The organism is Geothrix sp., from assembly GCF_030219325.1.
Taxonomy (GTDB): domain Bacteria; phylum Acidobacteriota; class Holophagae; order Holophagales; family Holophagaceae; genus Geothrix.
Map to the genome: position 1 here is coordinate 1721966 of NZ_CP126625.1, position 14833 is coordinate 1736798.

Sequence of the window (14833 nt, forward strand, 5' to 3'; positions counted from 1 at the left end):
ACGGAGGATTCCATGTCCCACGCCAACCACACCCTCTGGATGGAGCGCTTCCGGGCCCGCGCCAAGGAACTGCAGCGTCACATCGTGCTGCCGGAGGGCCGTGAGGATCGCACGCTGCAGGCCGCCCAGCTGCTGCTGGACCAGGGCCTCTGCCGCCTCACCCTGCTGGGCGATCCCGCCGCCATGACGGCGCGGGGCGCGGCCCTGGGCCTCTCCCTGAAGGGCGCCATGCTGGTGGATCCCGCCACGAGCCCGCTGCTCCAGGAACTTGCCGGAGCCTACTACGAGCGCCGCAAGGCCAAGGGCATCACCGAAGCCCAGGCGCTGGAAGGCGTCCACAACCCGCTGTGGTTCGGGGCCATGCTCGTGCAGTGTGGCCACTGCGACGGCATGGTCGCCGGCGCCCTGAACACCACCGCCGAAACCGTACGGGCCTGCCTCCAGGCCATCGGCGCCGCCAAGGGGATCAAGACCGTCTCCAGCTTCTTCATGATGATCCACCCTGACGCCTCCTATGGCGAACAGGGCGCGGTGATCTTCGCTGACTGCGCGGTGGTGCCTGATCCCACCCCGGAACAGCTGGCAGACATCGCCATCGCCGCCGGGGAGAACGCCCGCAGCGTCATGGGCGTGGAACCCCGCGTGGCCCTGCTCAGCTTCTCCACCCGCGGCTCTGCCGAGCACCCCTGCGTGGACAAGGTCCGCGCGGCCCTGGCCATCATCAAGGACAAGGCGCCGGACCTGGCGGTGGATGGCGAGCTGCAGGCCGATGCCGCCCTGCTGCCTTCCGTGGGCCAGCGCAAGGCGCCCGGCTCGAATGTGGCGGGACGCGCCAATGTGCTGGTCTTCCCCGACCTCAACGCCGGGAACATCTCGTACAAGATCGCCGAGCGCATGGGCGGGGCCGCGGCCATCGGGCCCTTCCTCCAGGGCCTCGCCAAGCCGGCCAATGACCTCAGCCGGGGCTGCAGCGCCCAGGACATCGCCGACACGGTGGTGCTCACGGCCCTCCAGTGAAGCGGCTCGCCCTCTTCATCTCCGGCGCCGGCGGCAACGCCCTGAACCTGCTCAGGGCCTGCCGGGAGGGCCGGGTGGCCGGCCTGCCGGTGTTGGGGTTGGCCTCCACGGCCAAGGCCGGCGGTCTCGCGCTGCTGGAGGCTGAAGGGTTGGGTACGGTGGTGGTGGTCCGCAAGGACTTCGGGTCGGACGAGGCCTTTTCGGAGGCCTGCTACCAGGCGGCGGAGGCAGCCGGGGCCGAGGTCATCTGCCTCTGTGGGTGGCTCAAGAAACTGACGGTTCCGACGCGCTGGGCGGGTCGCATCCTCAACATCCATCCGGGCCTCCTGCCCCAGTACGGGGGGCCGGGCATGTACGGCATGCACGTCCACCGCGCCGTCATTGATGCAGGAGAAGCCGAATCCGGCGCCACCGTGCACCTGGTGGATGACGAATACGACCGCGGGCGGATCCTCGACCAGCTGCGGGTTCCCGTCCTGGCTGGGGATACTCCCGAGGATCTCCAAAAGCGGGTCTATGCTGCCGAGATGGAGCTGTTCCCCAGGGCGCTGGCGGCATATCTTTCGGAACGGGCCTAAACTGTTCGCATGAGAACGAAGCAGAGGCGGAGTTCCACTTTGGCGAAGCCGAAGCCCGGAGGGCGCGGCACAGGAGGTGCCGCGTGATTCCTCTACTTACCGCCGACGAGATGCGGGCTGCGGAACGCCAGGCCATTGAGGGCTGGGGCGTTCCGTCGCTGACCCTCCAGGAGCATGCCGCCCTCGGGGCCTTGGCCCTGCTGCCACCGGGTGAGCCCATCCATGTCCTGGCCGGCCCCGGCAACAACGGTGGGGATGCCCTGGCCTTGGCGCGCCTGGCTCGATTGCAGGGACGGACGGTCCAGGTCTGGGCACCCAGCATCTGGGCTGAATGGCGAGGGGATGCCGCGATCCAGGCCCGGTTGTGGAAGGGACTCGGCGGCGAGGTCCAGACCGCGGCAGATCCGGCCGAACTCATGAGGACCTGGCGCGGCTGGGTGGTCGATGGGCTCTTCGGCCTCGGCACCACGCGCCCCCTGGAGGGGACGACCTTGACCTGGGTGCGGGCCCTGAATGCCAGCGGTTTGCCGGTGCTCGCCCTGGACCTCCCTTCGGGACTGGATCCCAACACGGCCGAGCTCTCTGGCGAGGCCGTCCGCGCCACCCGGACCGCCTGCTTCGGGGCCCTCAAGGTCTGCCATGGGCTGCTCCCGGCGCGGGATCTTTGTGGGGAGATCTCGGTCGTCCCCATTCCCCTGGACCGGGCGCCCAGGGCGGCCATGCAGCTGCTCGAGCGCCCGGCGCTTCCGGCCCGCGAATGGAACGCCCACAAGGGCAGCTTCGGCCATGTGGTCATCCGGGCGGGCAGCCTCGGCATGAGCGGCGCTGCCGTGCTGGCGGCCCTGGGCGCCCTGCGGGTGGGGGCGGGCCTGGTGACGGTGCTTTCCGAACCGGAGGTCCGGGCTGAGATCGCGGCCCAGGTGCCCGAGGCCATGGTGCGGGCCTGGCAGGGATCGGTTCCCGCGGAGGCCGATGTCCTCCTGGTGGGCCCGGGCGGCATCAGCCAGGTGCCCGACTGGGATGGCCCGCTGGTGGTGGATGCCTCGGCCCTCAAGGAAGGCGAGGGGCGGCGGTGGATGGATCGTCCGGGCACGGCCATCACACCCCATCCGGGCGAGTTCGCCCGCCTCTTCCGCTTGTCCCGCCCCCTCCTGATGGATGAGCGCCTCGCGCAGGCCCGCCAAGTGGCGGCCGGGCGCCCCGGTGTCCTGCTCCTCAAGGGCGCCCAGAGCGTCATCGCCGGCGGCGCGCGGGAGGAGCTCTGGATCAATCCCACGGGCCACCCGGGCATGGCCACCGGTGGCAGCGGCGACCTGCTGGCCGGCATGGTGGCGGGCTTCCGGGCCCAGGGTCTGCCCATGCGCGAGGCGGTGGCCGCCGCGGCCTGGTTCCATGGTGCCGCCGGGGATCGCCTGCCCGGGGCCGGCCTGCTCCCCACGGATCTCGCGGGGCTCCTGCCGGAGCTCCTGCGTGCCTGAGCTGTTCCTGGCCGATGAAGAGGCCACCGAGGCCCTGGGCGAAGCCCTGGCCCGGCTGACGCCTCCCGGCGGCACTTGGCTTCTGAAGGGCGAGCTGGGCGCCGGCAAGACCACTTGGACCCGCGGCTTCCTGCGGGGGCTTGGCGGCGATCCAGAGGAAGTGGCCTCGCCCACCTATGCGGTCCTGCACCGCTACGGCTGTGCCGGAGGGCGCCTGTTCCACCTGGACCTCTTCCGCACGGGGCCCGAGGGCGCCTGGTCGCTGGGCCTCGAAGAGAGCCTCGGCGCCGAAGACCGGCTGGTGGTGGAGTGGGCCGGGGGAGGTGGGCCCTGGCCCACGGACTGGGTGGCCCGTCTGGAGCTCAGGGCGCGGGAAGCGGGACGGCAGGCCGATTGGACACTGCCTGACGAGCCGGCCGCGCGATGATGGACGCATGAGCCTCGCCCTCGTCCTTTCCGTTCTCACCTTCCTCCTGGCTGCCGTGGCGGCCTGGGCCAGCCTGCGCCGGCCCACCGCGGATCCCGCCCCCTTTGACGCCCTGCGGCGCCATGCGGAGGAACTGGCCTCGCGGGATCGGACGGAATCCCACCAGGCTCTGGTGTCCCAGCTTCAGCCCCTGGTGGCTGAGCTGGGCGGGATCCGCACCGCCCAGGCCGAAAAGCTGGCCGAGGGCTTCCGGCTGCTCGTCACGACCACCCAGGAGGCCCTGAAGTCCTCCCGGGACGAGCAGGCCGCGCAGCTGAACCAGGTACAGCAGCAGGTGGAGAAGCGCCTGGCGGCCATCCAGACCTCGACGGAAGAACGCCTGGAGCAGATGCGGCGCACGGTGGACGAGAAGCTGCACGAGGCCCTGGAGAAGCGCCTGGGCGAGAGCTTCAACCTGGTGGCCCAGCGCCTCGAGCAGGTGCAGAAGGGACTGGGCGAGATGCAGTCCCTGGCCCAGGACGTGGGCGGTCTGAAGCGGGCGCTTACCAACGTGAAGACCCGCGGCGTGCTGGGCGAGGCCCAGCTCGGGGCGTTGCTGGAGCAGTTCCTTTCGCCCGGGCAGTACGCCGCCAACGTGAAGATCCGGCCCCGCTCGCCGGAGATCGTCGAGTTCGCCGTGAAGCTGCCGGGGGCCGAGGAGGGTGGCACGGTCTGGCTGCCCATCGACGCGAAGTTCCCCCTGGAGGACTACCAGCGGCTCATGGAGGCCTACGAACTGGGCGACCTCCCCGCCGTGGAGGCCGCCGGCCGGGCGTTGGAGGTCCGGCTGCTGTCCCAGGCCCGGGACATCCGCGACAAGTACATCGCCCCCCCCAACAGCACGGACTTCGCGCTGCTGTTCCTGCCCTTCGAAGGCCTCTATGCCGAGGCCCTGCGGCGGCCGGGCCTGCTGGAGCGGATCCAGCGGGAATGCAAGGTCACCTTCGTGGGCCCCACCACGCTGACGGCCTTCCTCAACAGCCTGCAGGTGGGCTTCAAGACCCTGGCCATCAGCAAGCAGAGCGGCGAGGTCTGGAAGGTGCTCGGGCAGGTGAAGACCGAATTCGGGAAATTCGGGGAGTCCCTGGCCTCGGTCCAGAAGAAGCTCGACGAGGCCAGCACCAAGCTGGGCGAAGTGTCCAAAGGCAAGGAACGCATGGAGAAGCGTCTGGCGGGGGTGGAGGCCCTGCCGGAAGTGGAGGTCCAGGGCACGCTGCCGGGCCCGTACCGGGGGGAATAATTCACTTCACAATCCCAGGGAATGCCTTAGGATTCGGGCAAACACCGGGGGGGTGATGCTGAAGGGACGCGAACGCCACGGGGCCGGCGATGTCATCGCCGTGGACCGGAACTATGTCCCCATGCAGGAAGTCAGCCGCCGCCGGGCCCTCTGCGCGGTCGTTTCAGGGCGGGCCCATGTCCTGAACCCCGCCACCTTCGAGCGCCACGGCGACCTGGCGGGGCGGCTGGAGCTGATCATCTTCCCCCACGCCCAGGCCTGCAGCGATTCCAAGCTGCTGCTGGGGAGGCTGGAGCGCCGGGTCCTCCGCCGCGACCACTTCCTCTGCCAATACGAGGGTTGCGCGAAGAAGGCCACTACCGTGGACCACGTGGTCCCGCTCTGCCAGGGCGGCTCCACCACCTGGCAGAACCTGGTGGGCTGCTGCCTCACCTGCAATCAGACCAAGGGCGGGCGCACGCCGGAGCAGGCGGGCATGGTGCTGAAGCGCCAGCCCAAGGGGCCCAGGGCCCATCTCTTCGAGCGCTTCGAGGAACTCCTGAAGCGAGCCAGCGCCGCCTGATCAGCCCGTGATCGCCCGGGTCTTCAGGTGCAGCTCGGCCCATTCCCGGGCCGGATCGCTGCGCCGGGTGATGCCGCCACCCGTCCAGTAGGTCAGCTGTTCCCCCTGGATCTGGGCGGTGCGGATGGGCAGGGCCAGGTCCAGGTCCCCTTTGGGGGAGATCCAGCCGACCGCCCCGCAGTAGAACCCCCTGGCCCCCGCCTCGGCCTGTGCCAGGTGGCCGCAGACGGCATGTTTGGGGGCGCCGGTGACGCTTCCACCGGGCAGCACGGCCCGCAGGAGCTCAGCCAATCCCAGATCGGGCCGGGCGGTGGCCTCCACGGTGCTGACCAGGTGCTGGACCGTGGGGTAGGTCTCCACCGCCATGGGGTTGACCACCTGGACGGATCCCGCCACGGCCACCCGTCCCAGGTCGTTGCGTACGAGATCCAGGATCATGGTGTGCTCCGCCCGTTCCTTGGGATCGGCAGCGAGGGCTTCGGCCGCCGCGCGATCACGCCCCGGATCCCCGGTCAGCGGGGCACTGCCCTTGATGGGCTGGGAGCGGAGCAGGGCCCCCCGGCGGGACAGCAGGCGCTCCATGCTGAGGCTCAGCAGCTGGATTCCCCTGAGATCCAGGAGGGCGCCAAAGGGTGGTCGCGCCCGCCCGAATGCCATGAGCGCCTGGGCCACGGGATCCCCGGAGAGCCGCCCCTTGAAGGGGACGCAGAGATTCGCGACATAGAAGCCTCCGTCCAGGATGCAGGTCTGGATCTGCTCCACCGCCGCCTTGTGCTGTGCTTCGGTCCAGAGCGGCACCAGATCCACGGATGCGCGGCCCAGGTCAGGGGCCGGAGCCAGCCGATCCCTCCAGTGATCGGGATCGGCGGGGGAATCGGCCCAGGACCAGAGCTCCGCCTCGCCGTCCTTCACGTGCAGGGCTTCCGCCACGGGGGCCCAGTGCTGGCCGAGGGTACCAATCTCCAAGGGCTTCCGGGGAAGCCCCGCCTCGTCACAGGCCAGTTCGAAGGTGGCGGCGCCGATCCAGGGAAATGGCTGGCGGGCCACGGCGGTGGCCAGGGCCTCCCAGGGCGAGCCGGGCCATGGCGTTTCGCCGAGCTGGGTATCCCAGTGGCGGCCATCCCAGCGGGAAACCAGGGCAGGTCCGGGCAGGCCCAGGAGGCTTTCCCCGGTATCACCGGTGTGCAGCCAGGCGGCGCCCTGCTGGAGCAGCCCCTGGGCGCAGGCCGGCCAGGGGCCGGGAAGCGGGAGGGGCTGGCGGTATCGGGGAGCGAGGTCCATGGGACATGATCCCATCGGAAACTGCAACTGGCTCAGGCGACTAGCGTTTGAAAAGTGGCCGTTAACAAATTGCAGGACTGTGACAATTAAAGAGCGGAAAATGAACTTTCCTTTTTTACCGAATCGATCTAGCCTCGTTTTCCAGGAGGAACTCCCATGCCTTCAGTGGATATCAGCTCTCAGACTGGTAAGGATTTCGCCGGAGACGCCTTGATCGTTCCGGTGTTTTCCGGGCGTGAACGCCACCGTCTGCCGCTTGCCATCAGCAAGGTCGCCCGCCAGGTGATGGATGAAGAGGATTTCAAGGCGGACTATCTTGAAGTTGTGCCGCTCCACCACCCCAATGGCGTGAAGGAAAGCCGGTGGATGGTGCTGGTGGGCCTCGGCGATGAAGAGAAGGTGACGCTCAACAAGATCCGCAAGGCCGTGGGCACCGCCGGACGCTTCTGCCTCAAGAAGAAGTGGAAGAAGATCGGGATCCTCTCTCCCTCCACCTCCACCATCGACCATGACGCCGTGCAGGTGGCCGTGACTGAGGGCGCGCTGCTCGCGAATTATGATTTCGTTTCCTTCAAAGGCGGAAAGCCGGAAGCAAAACAGTTTTCCTCCATCGAGATCTTCACCAACGGCGACGATACCCGCAAGGCCCGGCGCAAGCTGCCCGCGGTCGAGGCCGGCGTGGCCGCCTGCCACCGCGTCCGCGACCTTGCCAACACGCCGGCCGGGGACCTCTACCCCGAAGTTTTCGCCGATATGGCCGTGAAGCTCGCGAAGCAGCACAAGCTCCACTGCGAGGTGCTGGATGTCCCGGCCCTCGAGAAGGGCGGCTTCCGGTCCGTGCTGGCCGTCGGCCAGGGCAGCGTCAGGCCGCCCCGGGTCGTCAAGCTGGAGTACAAGCCCAAGGAGAAGCCGAAGAAGCACGTGGTCCTCGTGGGCAAGGGTGTCTGCTTCGATTCCGGCGGCCTCTCCCTCAAGGATGCCTCGGGCATGGAGACCATGAAGGACGACATGACCGGCGCGGCCATCGTCCTGGCCACGCTGGTGGCCTGTGCCCAGCTGGAGGTGCCGGTCCAGGTCACGGGCCTGCTGGGGCTGGTGGAGAACATGCCCTCGGGTTCCAGCTACAAGCCCGGTGATGTGCTCCGCAGCCGCAGCGGCAAGACCATCGAGGTGCTCAACACGGACGCCGAGGGGCGCCTGGTGCTGGCCGACCTGCTCCACCACGCCGGTGAGCTGGGCGCGGACCACGTGGTGGACCTCGCCACGCTGACCGGCGCCGCCCTCATCGCCATGGGCGATGGGGTCTCCGCGGTGATGGGCACGGATCAGAAGCTGGTGGACCGCCTCATGGATGCGGGCGGCTCCGTCGGCGAGTATCTCTGGCAGCTGCCCCTGGTGGAGGAGTACACCGACCTGCTCAAGAGCCCCCTGGCCGACCTGAAGAACATCACGGGCATCCGCTGGGGCGGGACCATCACGGCTGGCCTGTTCCTGCGCGAGTTCGTGGGCCAGGCCTCCTGGGCCCACGTGGACCTGTCCGGCAGCTGGTCCGGCAAGGAACGGGATTACCGGACCCACGGGGGGAGTGGCGAAGGCCCCCGCTTCCTGCTCGAGTGGCTCATGGACTGAGGGACCCGCCGGTCCTCTTCAAAGAGGGGGCTTCGGCCCCCTTTTTTTCAAATGGATGAAGATGTCCCTCTTGACCGCGGGGCTCGGATGGGGATTTATTGAGGACTGCCCTCACGTCACCTAAGCCCCCTCACCCCTCGGAGTTCCCATGGAAGCGATGGAGACCCTCACCAAGGCCGACCTCTCCCGACACTTGATGGAGCGGCTCGAACTGGGGAAGAAAGATGCCGATCTCCTGGTGAATACGTTCCTGGAGAGCATCATTGAATCCCTCAAGACCGGGGAAGGCGTTGAGTTGCGCGGCTTCGGCAGCTTCCGTCTGCGGGACCGCCGGGCCCGGCAGGGACGCAATCCGCGCAGCGGCGAGAGCATCCAGGTGCCGCCCAAGCGCGTGGTGTATTTCAAGCTGGGCAAGGAGCTGCGCAGCAAGCTCATCGACGACTGACCCCCTGTTTTCGACCGGAGTCCCCATGCGCCTTCGCAAGCTGATCCTCTCCCTCCTGGCCGTTTTCGCCATCGCCGCACCCGTCTTCGCCCAGAAGAAGATGTCCAAGGAGGAGAAGGCCAAGCTGCCCCGCCTGGCCATCCTCGACTTCAAGGCGGCCCCCGATTGTTGGCACGGCTGGCGCCACGGCGGCTGGGGCAACCAGATGGGCACCATCTCCAACCAGCTGCGGGATCTCTTCACCACCGAGATCATGGACAAGGCCAACGGGAAGATCCGGCTCATCGAGCGGGAGCGCCTCCAGGACATCCGGTCCGAGCTGAACTTCCAGCAGAGCGGTGAAGTGGATACCGCCACCGTGCAGAAGATCGGCAAGCTGCTGGGCGTGAAATACGTGATGACCGGCAAGGTCACCCGCTTCGCCTACAAGGAATCCGGCTTCAGCTCCGGCTGGGGCGTGGGCGCCCTGGTGGGCAAGCTCACCAAGGACGGTACGGCCGGTGCCGTGGCCGGCAGCGTGAACATCAAGAAGGCCTCCTTCACGGGCCGGCTCGACATCCGGCTCATCGAAGTGGAGACGGGCGAGATCCTGTTCGCCAAGGGGGATGACGGCAAGGTGGACGACACCAGCGTGAAGGTCGCCGGAACCGGCGCCGAGGTCTCCTACGACGAGGAGCTGGTGAACAAGGTCTTCGAGCCCATCGTCCAGCGCCTCGCCCCCAAGCTGATCCGCGCCACGGGCCAGGCCCACGAAGAGGAGTAGGCCCGCCTCTCAGCGGACGGGAAGGGGCCTCTCGGGGCCCCTTCCCGCGTCCAGGGGAAACCACTCGTCGACCGCCGAACGGATCGCGGTCGTGTAGGCGGGGCCCAGGATCTCGGCGCAGTGGAGGTGCCAGGTGGGCACCTCGACCACGTGGCTGTGCTGGAACCGGGCCGACAGGTACCTTTGGACCTCTGGCGGCGCCAGCCGGTCCTGGGTCGCCAGAAAACATAGACTGGGGGTCGCCAACCGCATGCCATCCGTGCGGCGGAGCAGGTCCGTGTCCGCAGGCGCGTAGCCGCCCATGCGTCCCGCGGCGAAGGCGGCCGCGGCCCCGATGGGCGGAGCGAGCACATGCCACCAGCGGTCCTCGGGTCCACGCACCAGACGCTCCGCGAAGCTGCGGCTGCTGGCCGGGGCGCCCTCCCAGATGAGGCCAGCCAGGGGGCCCCGGCCTTCGCGTTCCAGGTCCGCCAGGGCCAGCAGGCCCACCGAGGCGCCCAGGCTTCGCCCGAGCAGCAGGATCCGGCGGCGTTCGATGCCAGAGGCCTCCAGGTGATGAACCATCCGGACGACATCCCTGGATTCCATGGCTCCGAAAGTGACGGCGGGGGCGGGCCTGCCTCTCCGCAAGGCATCATCCCGCCGGCGGTAGGTGAAGATGGCCGCATCGAGACGGGGAAACCACTTGAGGGCGGGGCTGGTGCCCCAGCGATCGTCGCCAAAGCCGTGGAGCAGGAGCACGACGCCCGGAGATGGGGTGGGGCGGGTGAAGCGCCAGAGCTGCAGGCCATCCACCTCCTCGCTGCGCCACGTGCCTCCTGGATCGCCGTCCCGGCCCTCGGCCAGTTCCCGGTAGGTCGCCTCCACCCGGGCCAGGGGCTGGGGCCGGTAGAAGGGGGGATCCACCAGTTCGCAGGCCACCGCGCGGGTCTTCCAGGCCATGAACCCGCCAAGGCCCAGCAATGGGAGCAGGCTCAGGGATAGCCAGCCTCCCCGCCTCACCAGTAGCCCGTGGTGAAGAGGAGGTCGGCCTCCCCGGCCGGCACCTGGAGCTGGCAGCTGAGGCGCTGATCCGGTCCGGCAGCGTTCCTCGCCAGGACCTCGGCCTCATGTGCATCAGCCGGGTCGAGCAGGTCCGAACCTTGCAGGAGCGTGATCACGCACTTGCCGCAGGCACCCCGGCCAGAGCAGGCGGAGGCCACCGGCAGGCCCGCGGCCAGGCAACGGGCCATGAGGGTCCCCCGGCCATGGAGCAGGTGGTCCCGTGTCCGGGTCCGGGCCACCGCCACCATGGCTACTTGAGGAGGACGGCCGTCACGCCCGGGAGCCCCTCGGCGGGCGGGAGGGGATCGGGCTTGCCGTAGAGGACGGAATCGAGCTTCTGGGAGAGGGTGACCTGGTAGAGGCCCTTGTCGGCGGGCAGGTCCAGTTCGCCCATGTCCGGGCTGAAGGTCTCGCGCTGGCTGGTCAGGAAGTAGCGGTGCTTGCCGGGAGTCAGACCCTTCACCTGGAGGCTGATGGCGCCCTTGGGGGACTGCTGCACGGGGATGCGGGCCCCGTCGAGCGAGAGCTCCACAGGACCGCGGACGACGCGGGTGAACCGGAAGACCACTGAACCCGCGGGGACCGGCGTCCTGGGCGTCAGGGGCACCTTGCTGCACCCCAGGAACAGCGTGGCGCCCAACAGCACCATGGCGGGAAGAACGGCGTGGAACTTCATGAATCCTCCGGAACTCCCATCATATGCGATGAAGGGAGCAGAGGTCCCGCGTTCATGACCGCTGGAGCAGGACGACCGCCTGGGCGGCCAGACCCTCGCCGCGGCCCGTGAAGCCGAGTTGTTCCGTGGTGGTGGCCTTCACGTTCACCGCCTCGGGTGGGAGCCCGAGGAGGAGCGCCGCCCGGTCCCGCATCTGCTGGCGATGGGGGCCGATCTTCGGCCGCTCGCCGATGAGGCAGACGTCCGCGTTCACCACCTGCCAGCCCCGCTCCGCCAGGTCGCCCATGACCCGGGCGAGAAGCCCGGCGGAGTCTGCGCCCTTGTAGGCGGCATCCGTGTCGGGGAAGTGCTGGCCGATGTCCCCGAGTCCCGCGGCGCCCAGGAGGGCGTCCATGAGGGCATGCAGCATCACGTCGGCATCGCTGTGCCCGGCCAGGCCCCGGTCATGGGGGATCACGCAGCCCATCAGGATCAGGGGACGGCCCTCTCCGGGCGCCGCGAACCGGTGGACGTCGAAACCCTGGCCGACCCGGATGGCCGTCACGCGCCCTCCGTCCCCAGGGCCCGGTGGTTTCCCGTGGATTCGTCCGAGACCTTGAAGGTGCCGGTGATGGGGTGCTCGGGCAGGGTGATGATCACCTCGGTCCCCCGACCCTCTTCGCTGAGGAATTCCAGGGTGCCGCCGTGCTCCTCGACGATCTTCTTCACGGTGGCCATGCCGAGCCCGGTGCCCTTCTTCTTCCCGTAGCTGAAGAAGGGCTCGAAGATGCGCTTGATCACCTTCCGCGGAATGCCGTGGCCCCGGTCCTTCACGCGGACCTGGACGCCCCCCGTCACCTGGGTCCAGGACACGAGCACTTCCCCGCTCATGTCCGTGGTCGCGTCGAGGGCATTGGCCATGATGTTCTCCATGACCCGCGTGAAGCGTCCCGGATCGATCTTCACCAGGCACATGGGGCCTTCCGCCCGGAGCTGGACGCCCAGTTCCGCCGCGCGCGGCACCATGGGTTCGAGAATGGCCTCGAGGAAGGCCCGCAGATCCACGGTCTCGCGCTTGGGCTCACGCACTTTGGCGAAGTCGAGGACGTCCTGGCTGAGGTGCGTCAGCCGGTCCACGCACTCCAGGATCTTCCGGCAGTGGTGGCGGATCTTGTGATCCTCCGTGGACAGCTCCAGCAGATCGGCGTGGCCGCGCAGCACGAACAATCCGTTCTTGAAGTCGTGGACGATGGAACTGGCCACCTGGCCCACGGTGGCGAGCACGTGGGTGCGGAGGTTCTCCTCCGAGAGGCGTGTCCGTTCGATGGCGATGGCGCACAAGGCGACGATGGCTTCGAAGGTCTCCCGGTCTGGTGGCTCGGTGATGGGCCGGCGGCTGTCGAGGTAGACCACGCCCAGCCGCCGGCCCTGCAGCAGCAGAGGCAGGCAGAGGATGGTCTTCAGTTCGAGGCGCTGGATGGAGTGCTGGTTGAGCAGGTGGTGCTCATCGGCCACGTTCAGGATCCAGATGGGATCGCCGGTTTCGAACACCTTGTGGACGCTGGAGAGCGAGAGCTGGATGGATCCCTCGAGTTCGTGCCCCAGGTTGCGCTGCACCCGGGTCTCGAGCTCCCCGTTTTCGAGCAGCATCAGGAAGCCCCGGTCCGTGCCCGAGATGGACAGGAGCTTGTCCATGGACTGCTCGAGCAGGTCCTCGAGGTCCACCTCCTCCGCGAGGAGCTGGGCCGTTTCGAGGATGGCCTGGAGGTGCAGCTCGGAACTGGACTGGTCGAGGCTCAGCAAGGTGAGGGTGTAGGCGCCGTCCGCCAGGCGGAGGGGCGTGCCGGCCTCCCACGCCACCCTACCGAGCTGCTGGTCCTTGTAGAAGCTGCCGTGGGTGGTCTGCAGGTCCTCGGCCCACCAGATGTCGTCGCGGAGCTCCATCCGCAGGTGGTTGCGGCTGATCATGCTGTCCGACAGGACCACGTCGCAAAGGCTCTGCCGCCCCAGGGTGACGGAGCGGGAGAGCGGCACGGTGCGCTCAAAGCCATGGCGATCTCGGATCAGGAGCTGGTAGCGCTGGGCCACAGCACCTCCCGGGTGGTGGAGGGGGAAGGCGGGGTTGGACTGCGTGAACCAAGATTATCCGTCCATCGGCTGGACACAAGTGGAAGTCCCGTGAGGGAATAGGAGCCATGCATCGACATCCCGACCTTGATCCCACCGGCGGCGCCGAGGACCCTGCCGAATACTCCCTGAGGCCGCAGAGGCTCCAGGAATATATCGGCCAGGACAAGGTGAAGGCCCGCCTGGAGATCGCGCTGAAGGCCGCCACCAAGCGCGGCGAGGTCCTCGACCACGTGCTGCTCTTCGGTCCCCCGGGCCTCGGCAAGACCACCCTGGCCCACGTCCTGGCCAACGAGATGGGCGCCCCCTGCAAGGTCATCCAGGCCCCGGCCCTGGAGAAGAAGGGGGATCTGGCGGCCATCCTCACGAACCTCGAGGAAGGCGAATTCCTCTTCATCGACGAGATCCACCGCCTGTCGGCGCCCATCGAAGAGCTGCTGTACTCGGCCATGGAGGACCGGAAGCTGGACATCCTCATCGGCCAGGGACCCAGCGCCCAGACCCTGAAGGTGGACCTGCGCCCCTTCACCCTGGTGGGTGCCACCACGCGCGCCGGGCTGATCTCCAAGCCCCTCCATGACCGGTTCGGCATGGTGCATCGCCTGGAGTTCTACACCCGCGTGGATCTGGCCATCATCGCCAACCGCTCGGCGGCGCTCCTGGGCATCCACCTGGCCACGGAGGGCGCCGAGGCCATCGCCCGGCGGAGCCGTGGCACGCCGCGCATCTGCAACCGGCTGCTCCGGCGCTGCCGCGACTATGCGGAAGTGAAGGGGGACGGCACCATCACCGAGGCCTCAGCGGATGCCTGCCTGAAGCTGCATGAGGTGGATGATCTCGGCCTGGATGCCCTGGACCGGGAATATCTCCAGGCCATCTGCCACAAGCATCGCGGCGGGCCCGTGGGGCTCAGGACCCTCGCTGCGGCCCTGGGCGAGGATGAGGGTGCCCTTGAGGATCTGGTGGAACCCTACCTCATGCAGGTGGGCTTCCTGGATCGCACGCCCCAGGGGCGCAAGGCCACCGATGCCGCCTATGCCTACCTGGGCGTGAAGTCGGACCCCGGGCCGCTGTTCCGCTGACCTGGGTGCCCTAGCGCTTGATGTCGGCCTTCTTGGCCTCGGGGTCCGCCTGCTTGGCTGCGGGCAGGGAGCCGCCCTTGGCCGCAGCATGGGATTCGGCCTGGTCCTTGCGGACGCAGACGCCCTGGAGCGTGCCTCCTTCATCCACCACCAGCGAACCCACCTCCACGTCGCCTTCCACGTAGCCGGTGCCATGGATTTCCAGACAGTCGGTGATCTTCATGATGCCTTCGGCCCGGCCGGTGACGACCAGGTGCTTGGCGAAGATGGTTCCCTTCACGAGGCCACCGGGCGCGATGGAGACTTCGCCCGTGGAGTGGATGGTGCCTTCCACCACGCCCTCCACCCGGAAGCTGCGGGAGTTCGTGTGGACCTCGCCCTTGAACAGCACGTCCTTGCCGAGCAGGGAGTGGATGGCGGGTGCGGGCTCGGGCTTGGGCTTGTTGCTGCGGAAGACGGCCATGGG

Annotated in this window: 17 protein-coding genes; 10 read left to right on the top strand and 7 right to left on the bottom strand. The window is 68.4% G+C overall.

Annotation, left to right across the window (positions count from 1 at the left end; all coding sequences use genetic code 11):
- Positions 1–12: 12 nt before the first annotated feature.
- The 6 genes from pta (at position 13) to QOZ81_RS07825 (ending at position 5341) form a co-directional block, all read left to right on the top strand.
- Positions 13–1017, top strand: a complete 1005-nt coding sequence (gene pta / locus QOZ81_RS07800) for a phosphate acetyltransferase (protein WP_291199172.1) — start codon at positions 13–15, stop codon at positions 1015–1017.
- Complete coding sequence (gene purN / locus QOZ81_RS07805) at positions 1014–1595, top strand: phosphoribosylglycinamide formyltransferase (protein ID WP_291199170.1); 582 nt, start codon at positions 1014–1016, stop codon at positions 1593–1595. Before pta ends, purN begins: the two co-directional genes overlap by 4 nt.
- An 83-nt stretch (positions 1596–1678) precedes the next feature.
- Positions 1679–3073, top strand: coding sequence for an NAD(P)H-hydrate dehydratase (locus tag QOZ81_RS07810; protein ID WP_291199168.1), 1395 nt, complete (start codon positions 1679–1681; stop codon positions 3071–3073).
- Positions 3066–3500 carry a tRNA (adenosine(37)-N6)-threonylcarbamoyltransferase complex ATPase subunit type 1 TsaE gene (gene tsaE, locus QOZ81_RS07815; protein WP_291199166.1) on the top strand — a complete coding sequence of 145 codons (435 nt, stop codon included), beginning with the start codon at positions 3066–3068 and terminating at the stop codon, positions 3498–3500. The genes QOZ81_RS07810 and tsaE overlap by 8 nt, the downstream gene beginning before the upstream one ends.
- Positions 3501–3507: 7 nt before the next feature.
- Positions 3508–4779 carry a DNA recombination protein RmuC gene (locus QOZ81_RS07820; protein WP_291199165.1) on the top strand — a complete coding sequence of 424 codons (1272 nt, stop codon included), beginning with the start codon at positions 3508–3510 and terminating at the stop codon, positions 4777–4779.
- A 55-nt stretch (positions 4780–4834) separates the two neighbouring features.
- The gene (locus tag QOZ81_RS07825; protein ID WP_291199164.1) at positions 4835–5341 is read left to right on the top strand and encodes an HNH endonuclease; all 507 of its coding nucleotides are present in this window, start codon (positions 4835–4837) and stop codon (positions 5339–5341) included.
- Here QOZ81_RS07825 and QOZ81_RS07830 read toward each other — a convergent pair whose 3' ends face one another.
- Positions 5342–6622, bottom strand: a complete 1281-nt coding sequence (locus QOZ81_RS07830) for an anthranilate synthase component I family protein (protein ID WP_291199163.1) — start codon at positions 6620–6622, stop codon at positions 5342–5344.
- A 156-nt stretch (positions 6623–6778) separates the two neighbouring features.
- Between QOZ81_RS07830 and QOZ81_RS07835 the strand changes: the two genes are divergently transcribed.
- The 3 genes from QOZ81_RS07835 (at position 6779) to QOZ81_RS07845 (ending at position 9459) form a co-directional block, all read left to right on the top strand.
- Entirely contained in the window at positions 6779–8251 is a 1473-nt protein-coding gene (locus tag QOZ81_RS07835) for a leucyl aminopeptidase (RefSeq protein WP_291199162.1), read from the top strand.
- Between the two features lie 148 nt (positions 8252–8399).
- Positions 8400–8696: an HU family DNA-binding protein gene (locus QOZ81_RS07840; protein ID WP_341849994.1), complete on the top strand. Its 297-nt coding sequence runs from the start codon at positions 8400–8402 to the stop codon at positions 8694–8696.
- A gap of 25 nt (positions 8697–8721) precedes the next feature.
- Complete coding sequence (locus tag QOZ81_RS07845; protein ID WP_291199160.1) at positions 8722–9459, top strand: CsgG/HfaB family protein; 738 nt, start codon at positions 8722–8724, stop codon at positions 9457–9459.
- Positions 9460–9468: 9 nt separating this feature from the next.
- Here QOZ81_RS07845 and QOZ81_RS07850 read toward each other — a convergent pair whose 3' ends face one another.
- The 5 genes from QOZ81_RS07850 to QOZ81_RS07870 all read right to left on the bottom strand — a co-directional run bounded on the left by QOZ81_RS07850 (position 9469) and on the right by QOZ81_RS07870 (position 13246).
- Positions 9469–10401: an alpha/beta hydrolase gene (locus tag QOZ81_RS07850; RefSeq protein WP_291199157.1), complete on the bottom strand. Its 933-nt coding sequence runs from the start codon at positions 10399–10401 to the stop codon at positions 9469–9471.
- 56 nt (positions 10402–10457) lie between these two features.
- The gene (locus tag QOZ81_RS07855) at positions 10458–10691 is read right to left on the bottom strand and encodes a 2Fe-2S iron-sulfur cluster-binding protein (protein WP_291199156.1); all 234 of its coding nucleotides are present in this window, start codon (positions 10689–10691) and stop codon (positions 10458–10460) included.
- Between the two features lie 62 nt (positions 10692–10753).
- Positions 10754–11179 (bottom strand): hypothetical protein, encoded by a 426-nt coding sequence (locus tag QOZ81_RS07860; RefSeq protein WP_291199154.1) that lies wholly within the window; start codon positions 11177–11179, stop codon positions 10754–10756.
- Between the two features lie 52 nt (positions 11180–11231).
- Positions 11232–11714, bottom strand: a complete 483-nt coding sequence (gene ispF / locus QOZ81_RS07865; RefSeq protein ID WP_366082969.1) for a 2-C-methyl-D-erythritol 2,4-cyclodiphosphate synthase — start codon at positions 11712–11714, stop codon at positions 11232–11234.
- 5 nt (positions 11715–11719) lie between these two features.
- Positions 11720–13246, bottom strand: a complete 1527-nt coding sequence (locus tag QOZ81_RS07870) for a sensor histidine kinase (RefSeq protein WP_291199150.1) — start codon at positions 13244–13246, stop codon at positions 11720–11722.
- Positions 13247–13353: 107 nt separating this feature from the next.
- On the opposite strand from QOZ81_RS07870, the gene ruvB reads away from it, so the two are divergent.
- On the top strand, positions 13354–14367 hold the full coding sequence (gene ruvB, locus QOZ81_RS07875) for a Holliday junction branch migration DNA helicase RuvB (protein ID WP_291199148.1): 1014 nt from the start codon (positions 13354–13356) through the stop codon (positions 14365–14367).
- Between the two features lie 10 nt (positions 14368–14377).
- Here ruvB and QOZ81_RS07880 read toward each other — a convergent pair whose 3' ends face one another.
- Positions 14378–14830, bottom strand: a complete 453-nt coding sequence (locus tag QOZ81_RS07880; protein ID WP_291199146.1) for a bactofilin family protein — start codon at positions 14828–14830, stop codon at positions 14378–14380.
- Positions 14831–14833 lie beyond the last annotated feature (3 nt).

What these genes read in the sequence shown, in the direction of transcription:
- ruvB (WP_291199148.1), top strand. Translation starts at nt 13,354, where the DNA reads ATGCATCGACATCCCGACCTTGATCCCACCGGCGGCGCCGAGGACCCT.
- QOZ81_RS07845 (WP_291199160.1), top strand. Translation starts at nt 8,722, where the DNA reads ATGCGCCTTCGCAAGCTGATCCTCTCCCTCCTGGCCGTTTTCGCCATC.
- pta (WP_291199172.1), top strand. Translation starts at nt 13, where the DNA reads ATGTCCCACGCCAACCACACCCTCTGGATGGAGCGCTTCCGGGCCCGC.
- QOZ81_RS07820 (WP_291199165.1), top strand. Translation starts at nt 3,508, where the DNA reads ATGAGCCTCGCCCTCGTCCTTTCCGTTCTCACCTTCCTCCTGGCTGCC.
- QOZ81_RS07825 (WP_291199164.1), top strand. Translation starts at nt 4,835, where the DNA reads ATGCTGAAGGGACGCGAACGCCACGGGGCCGGCGATGTCATCGCCGTG.
- QOZ81_RS07860 (WP_291199154.1), bottom strand. Translation starts at nt 11,179, where the DNA reads ATGAAGTTCCACGCCGTTCTTCCCGCCATGGTGCTGTTGGGCGCCACG.
- QOZ81_RS07855 (WP_291199156.1), bottom strand. Translation starts at nt 10,691, where the DNA reads ATGGCCCGTTGCCTGGCCGCGGGCCTGCCGGTGGCCTCCGCCTGCTCT.
- QOZ81_RS07830 (WP_291199163.1), bottom strand. Translation starts at nt 6,622, where the DNA reads ATGGACCTCGCTCCCCGATACCGCCAGCCCCTCCCGCTTCCCGGCCCC.
- QOZ81_RS07850 (WP_291199157.1), bottom strand. Translation starts at nt 10,401, where the DNA reads ATGGCCTGGAAGACCCGCGCGGTGGCCTGCGAACTGGTGGATCCCCCC.
- QOZ81_RS07880 (WP_291199146.1), bottom strand. Translation starts at nt 14,830, where the DNA reads ATGGCCGTCTTCCGCAGCAACAAGCCCAAGCCCGAGCCCGCACCCGCC.
- QOZ81_RS07840 (WP_341849994.1), top strand. Translation starts at nt 8,400, where the DNA reads ATGGAAGCGATGGAGACCCTCACCAAGGCCGACCTCTCCCGACACTTG.
- QOZ81_RS07835 (WP_291199162.1), top strand. Translation starts at nt 6,779, where the DNA reads ATGCCTTCAGTGGATATCAGCTCTCAGACTGGTAAGGATTTCGCCGGA.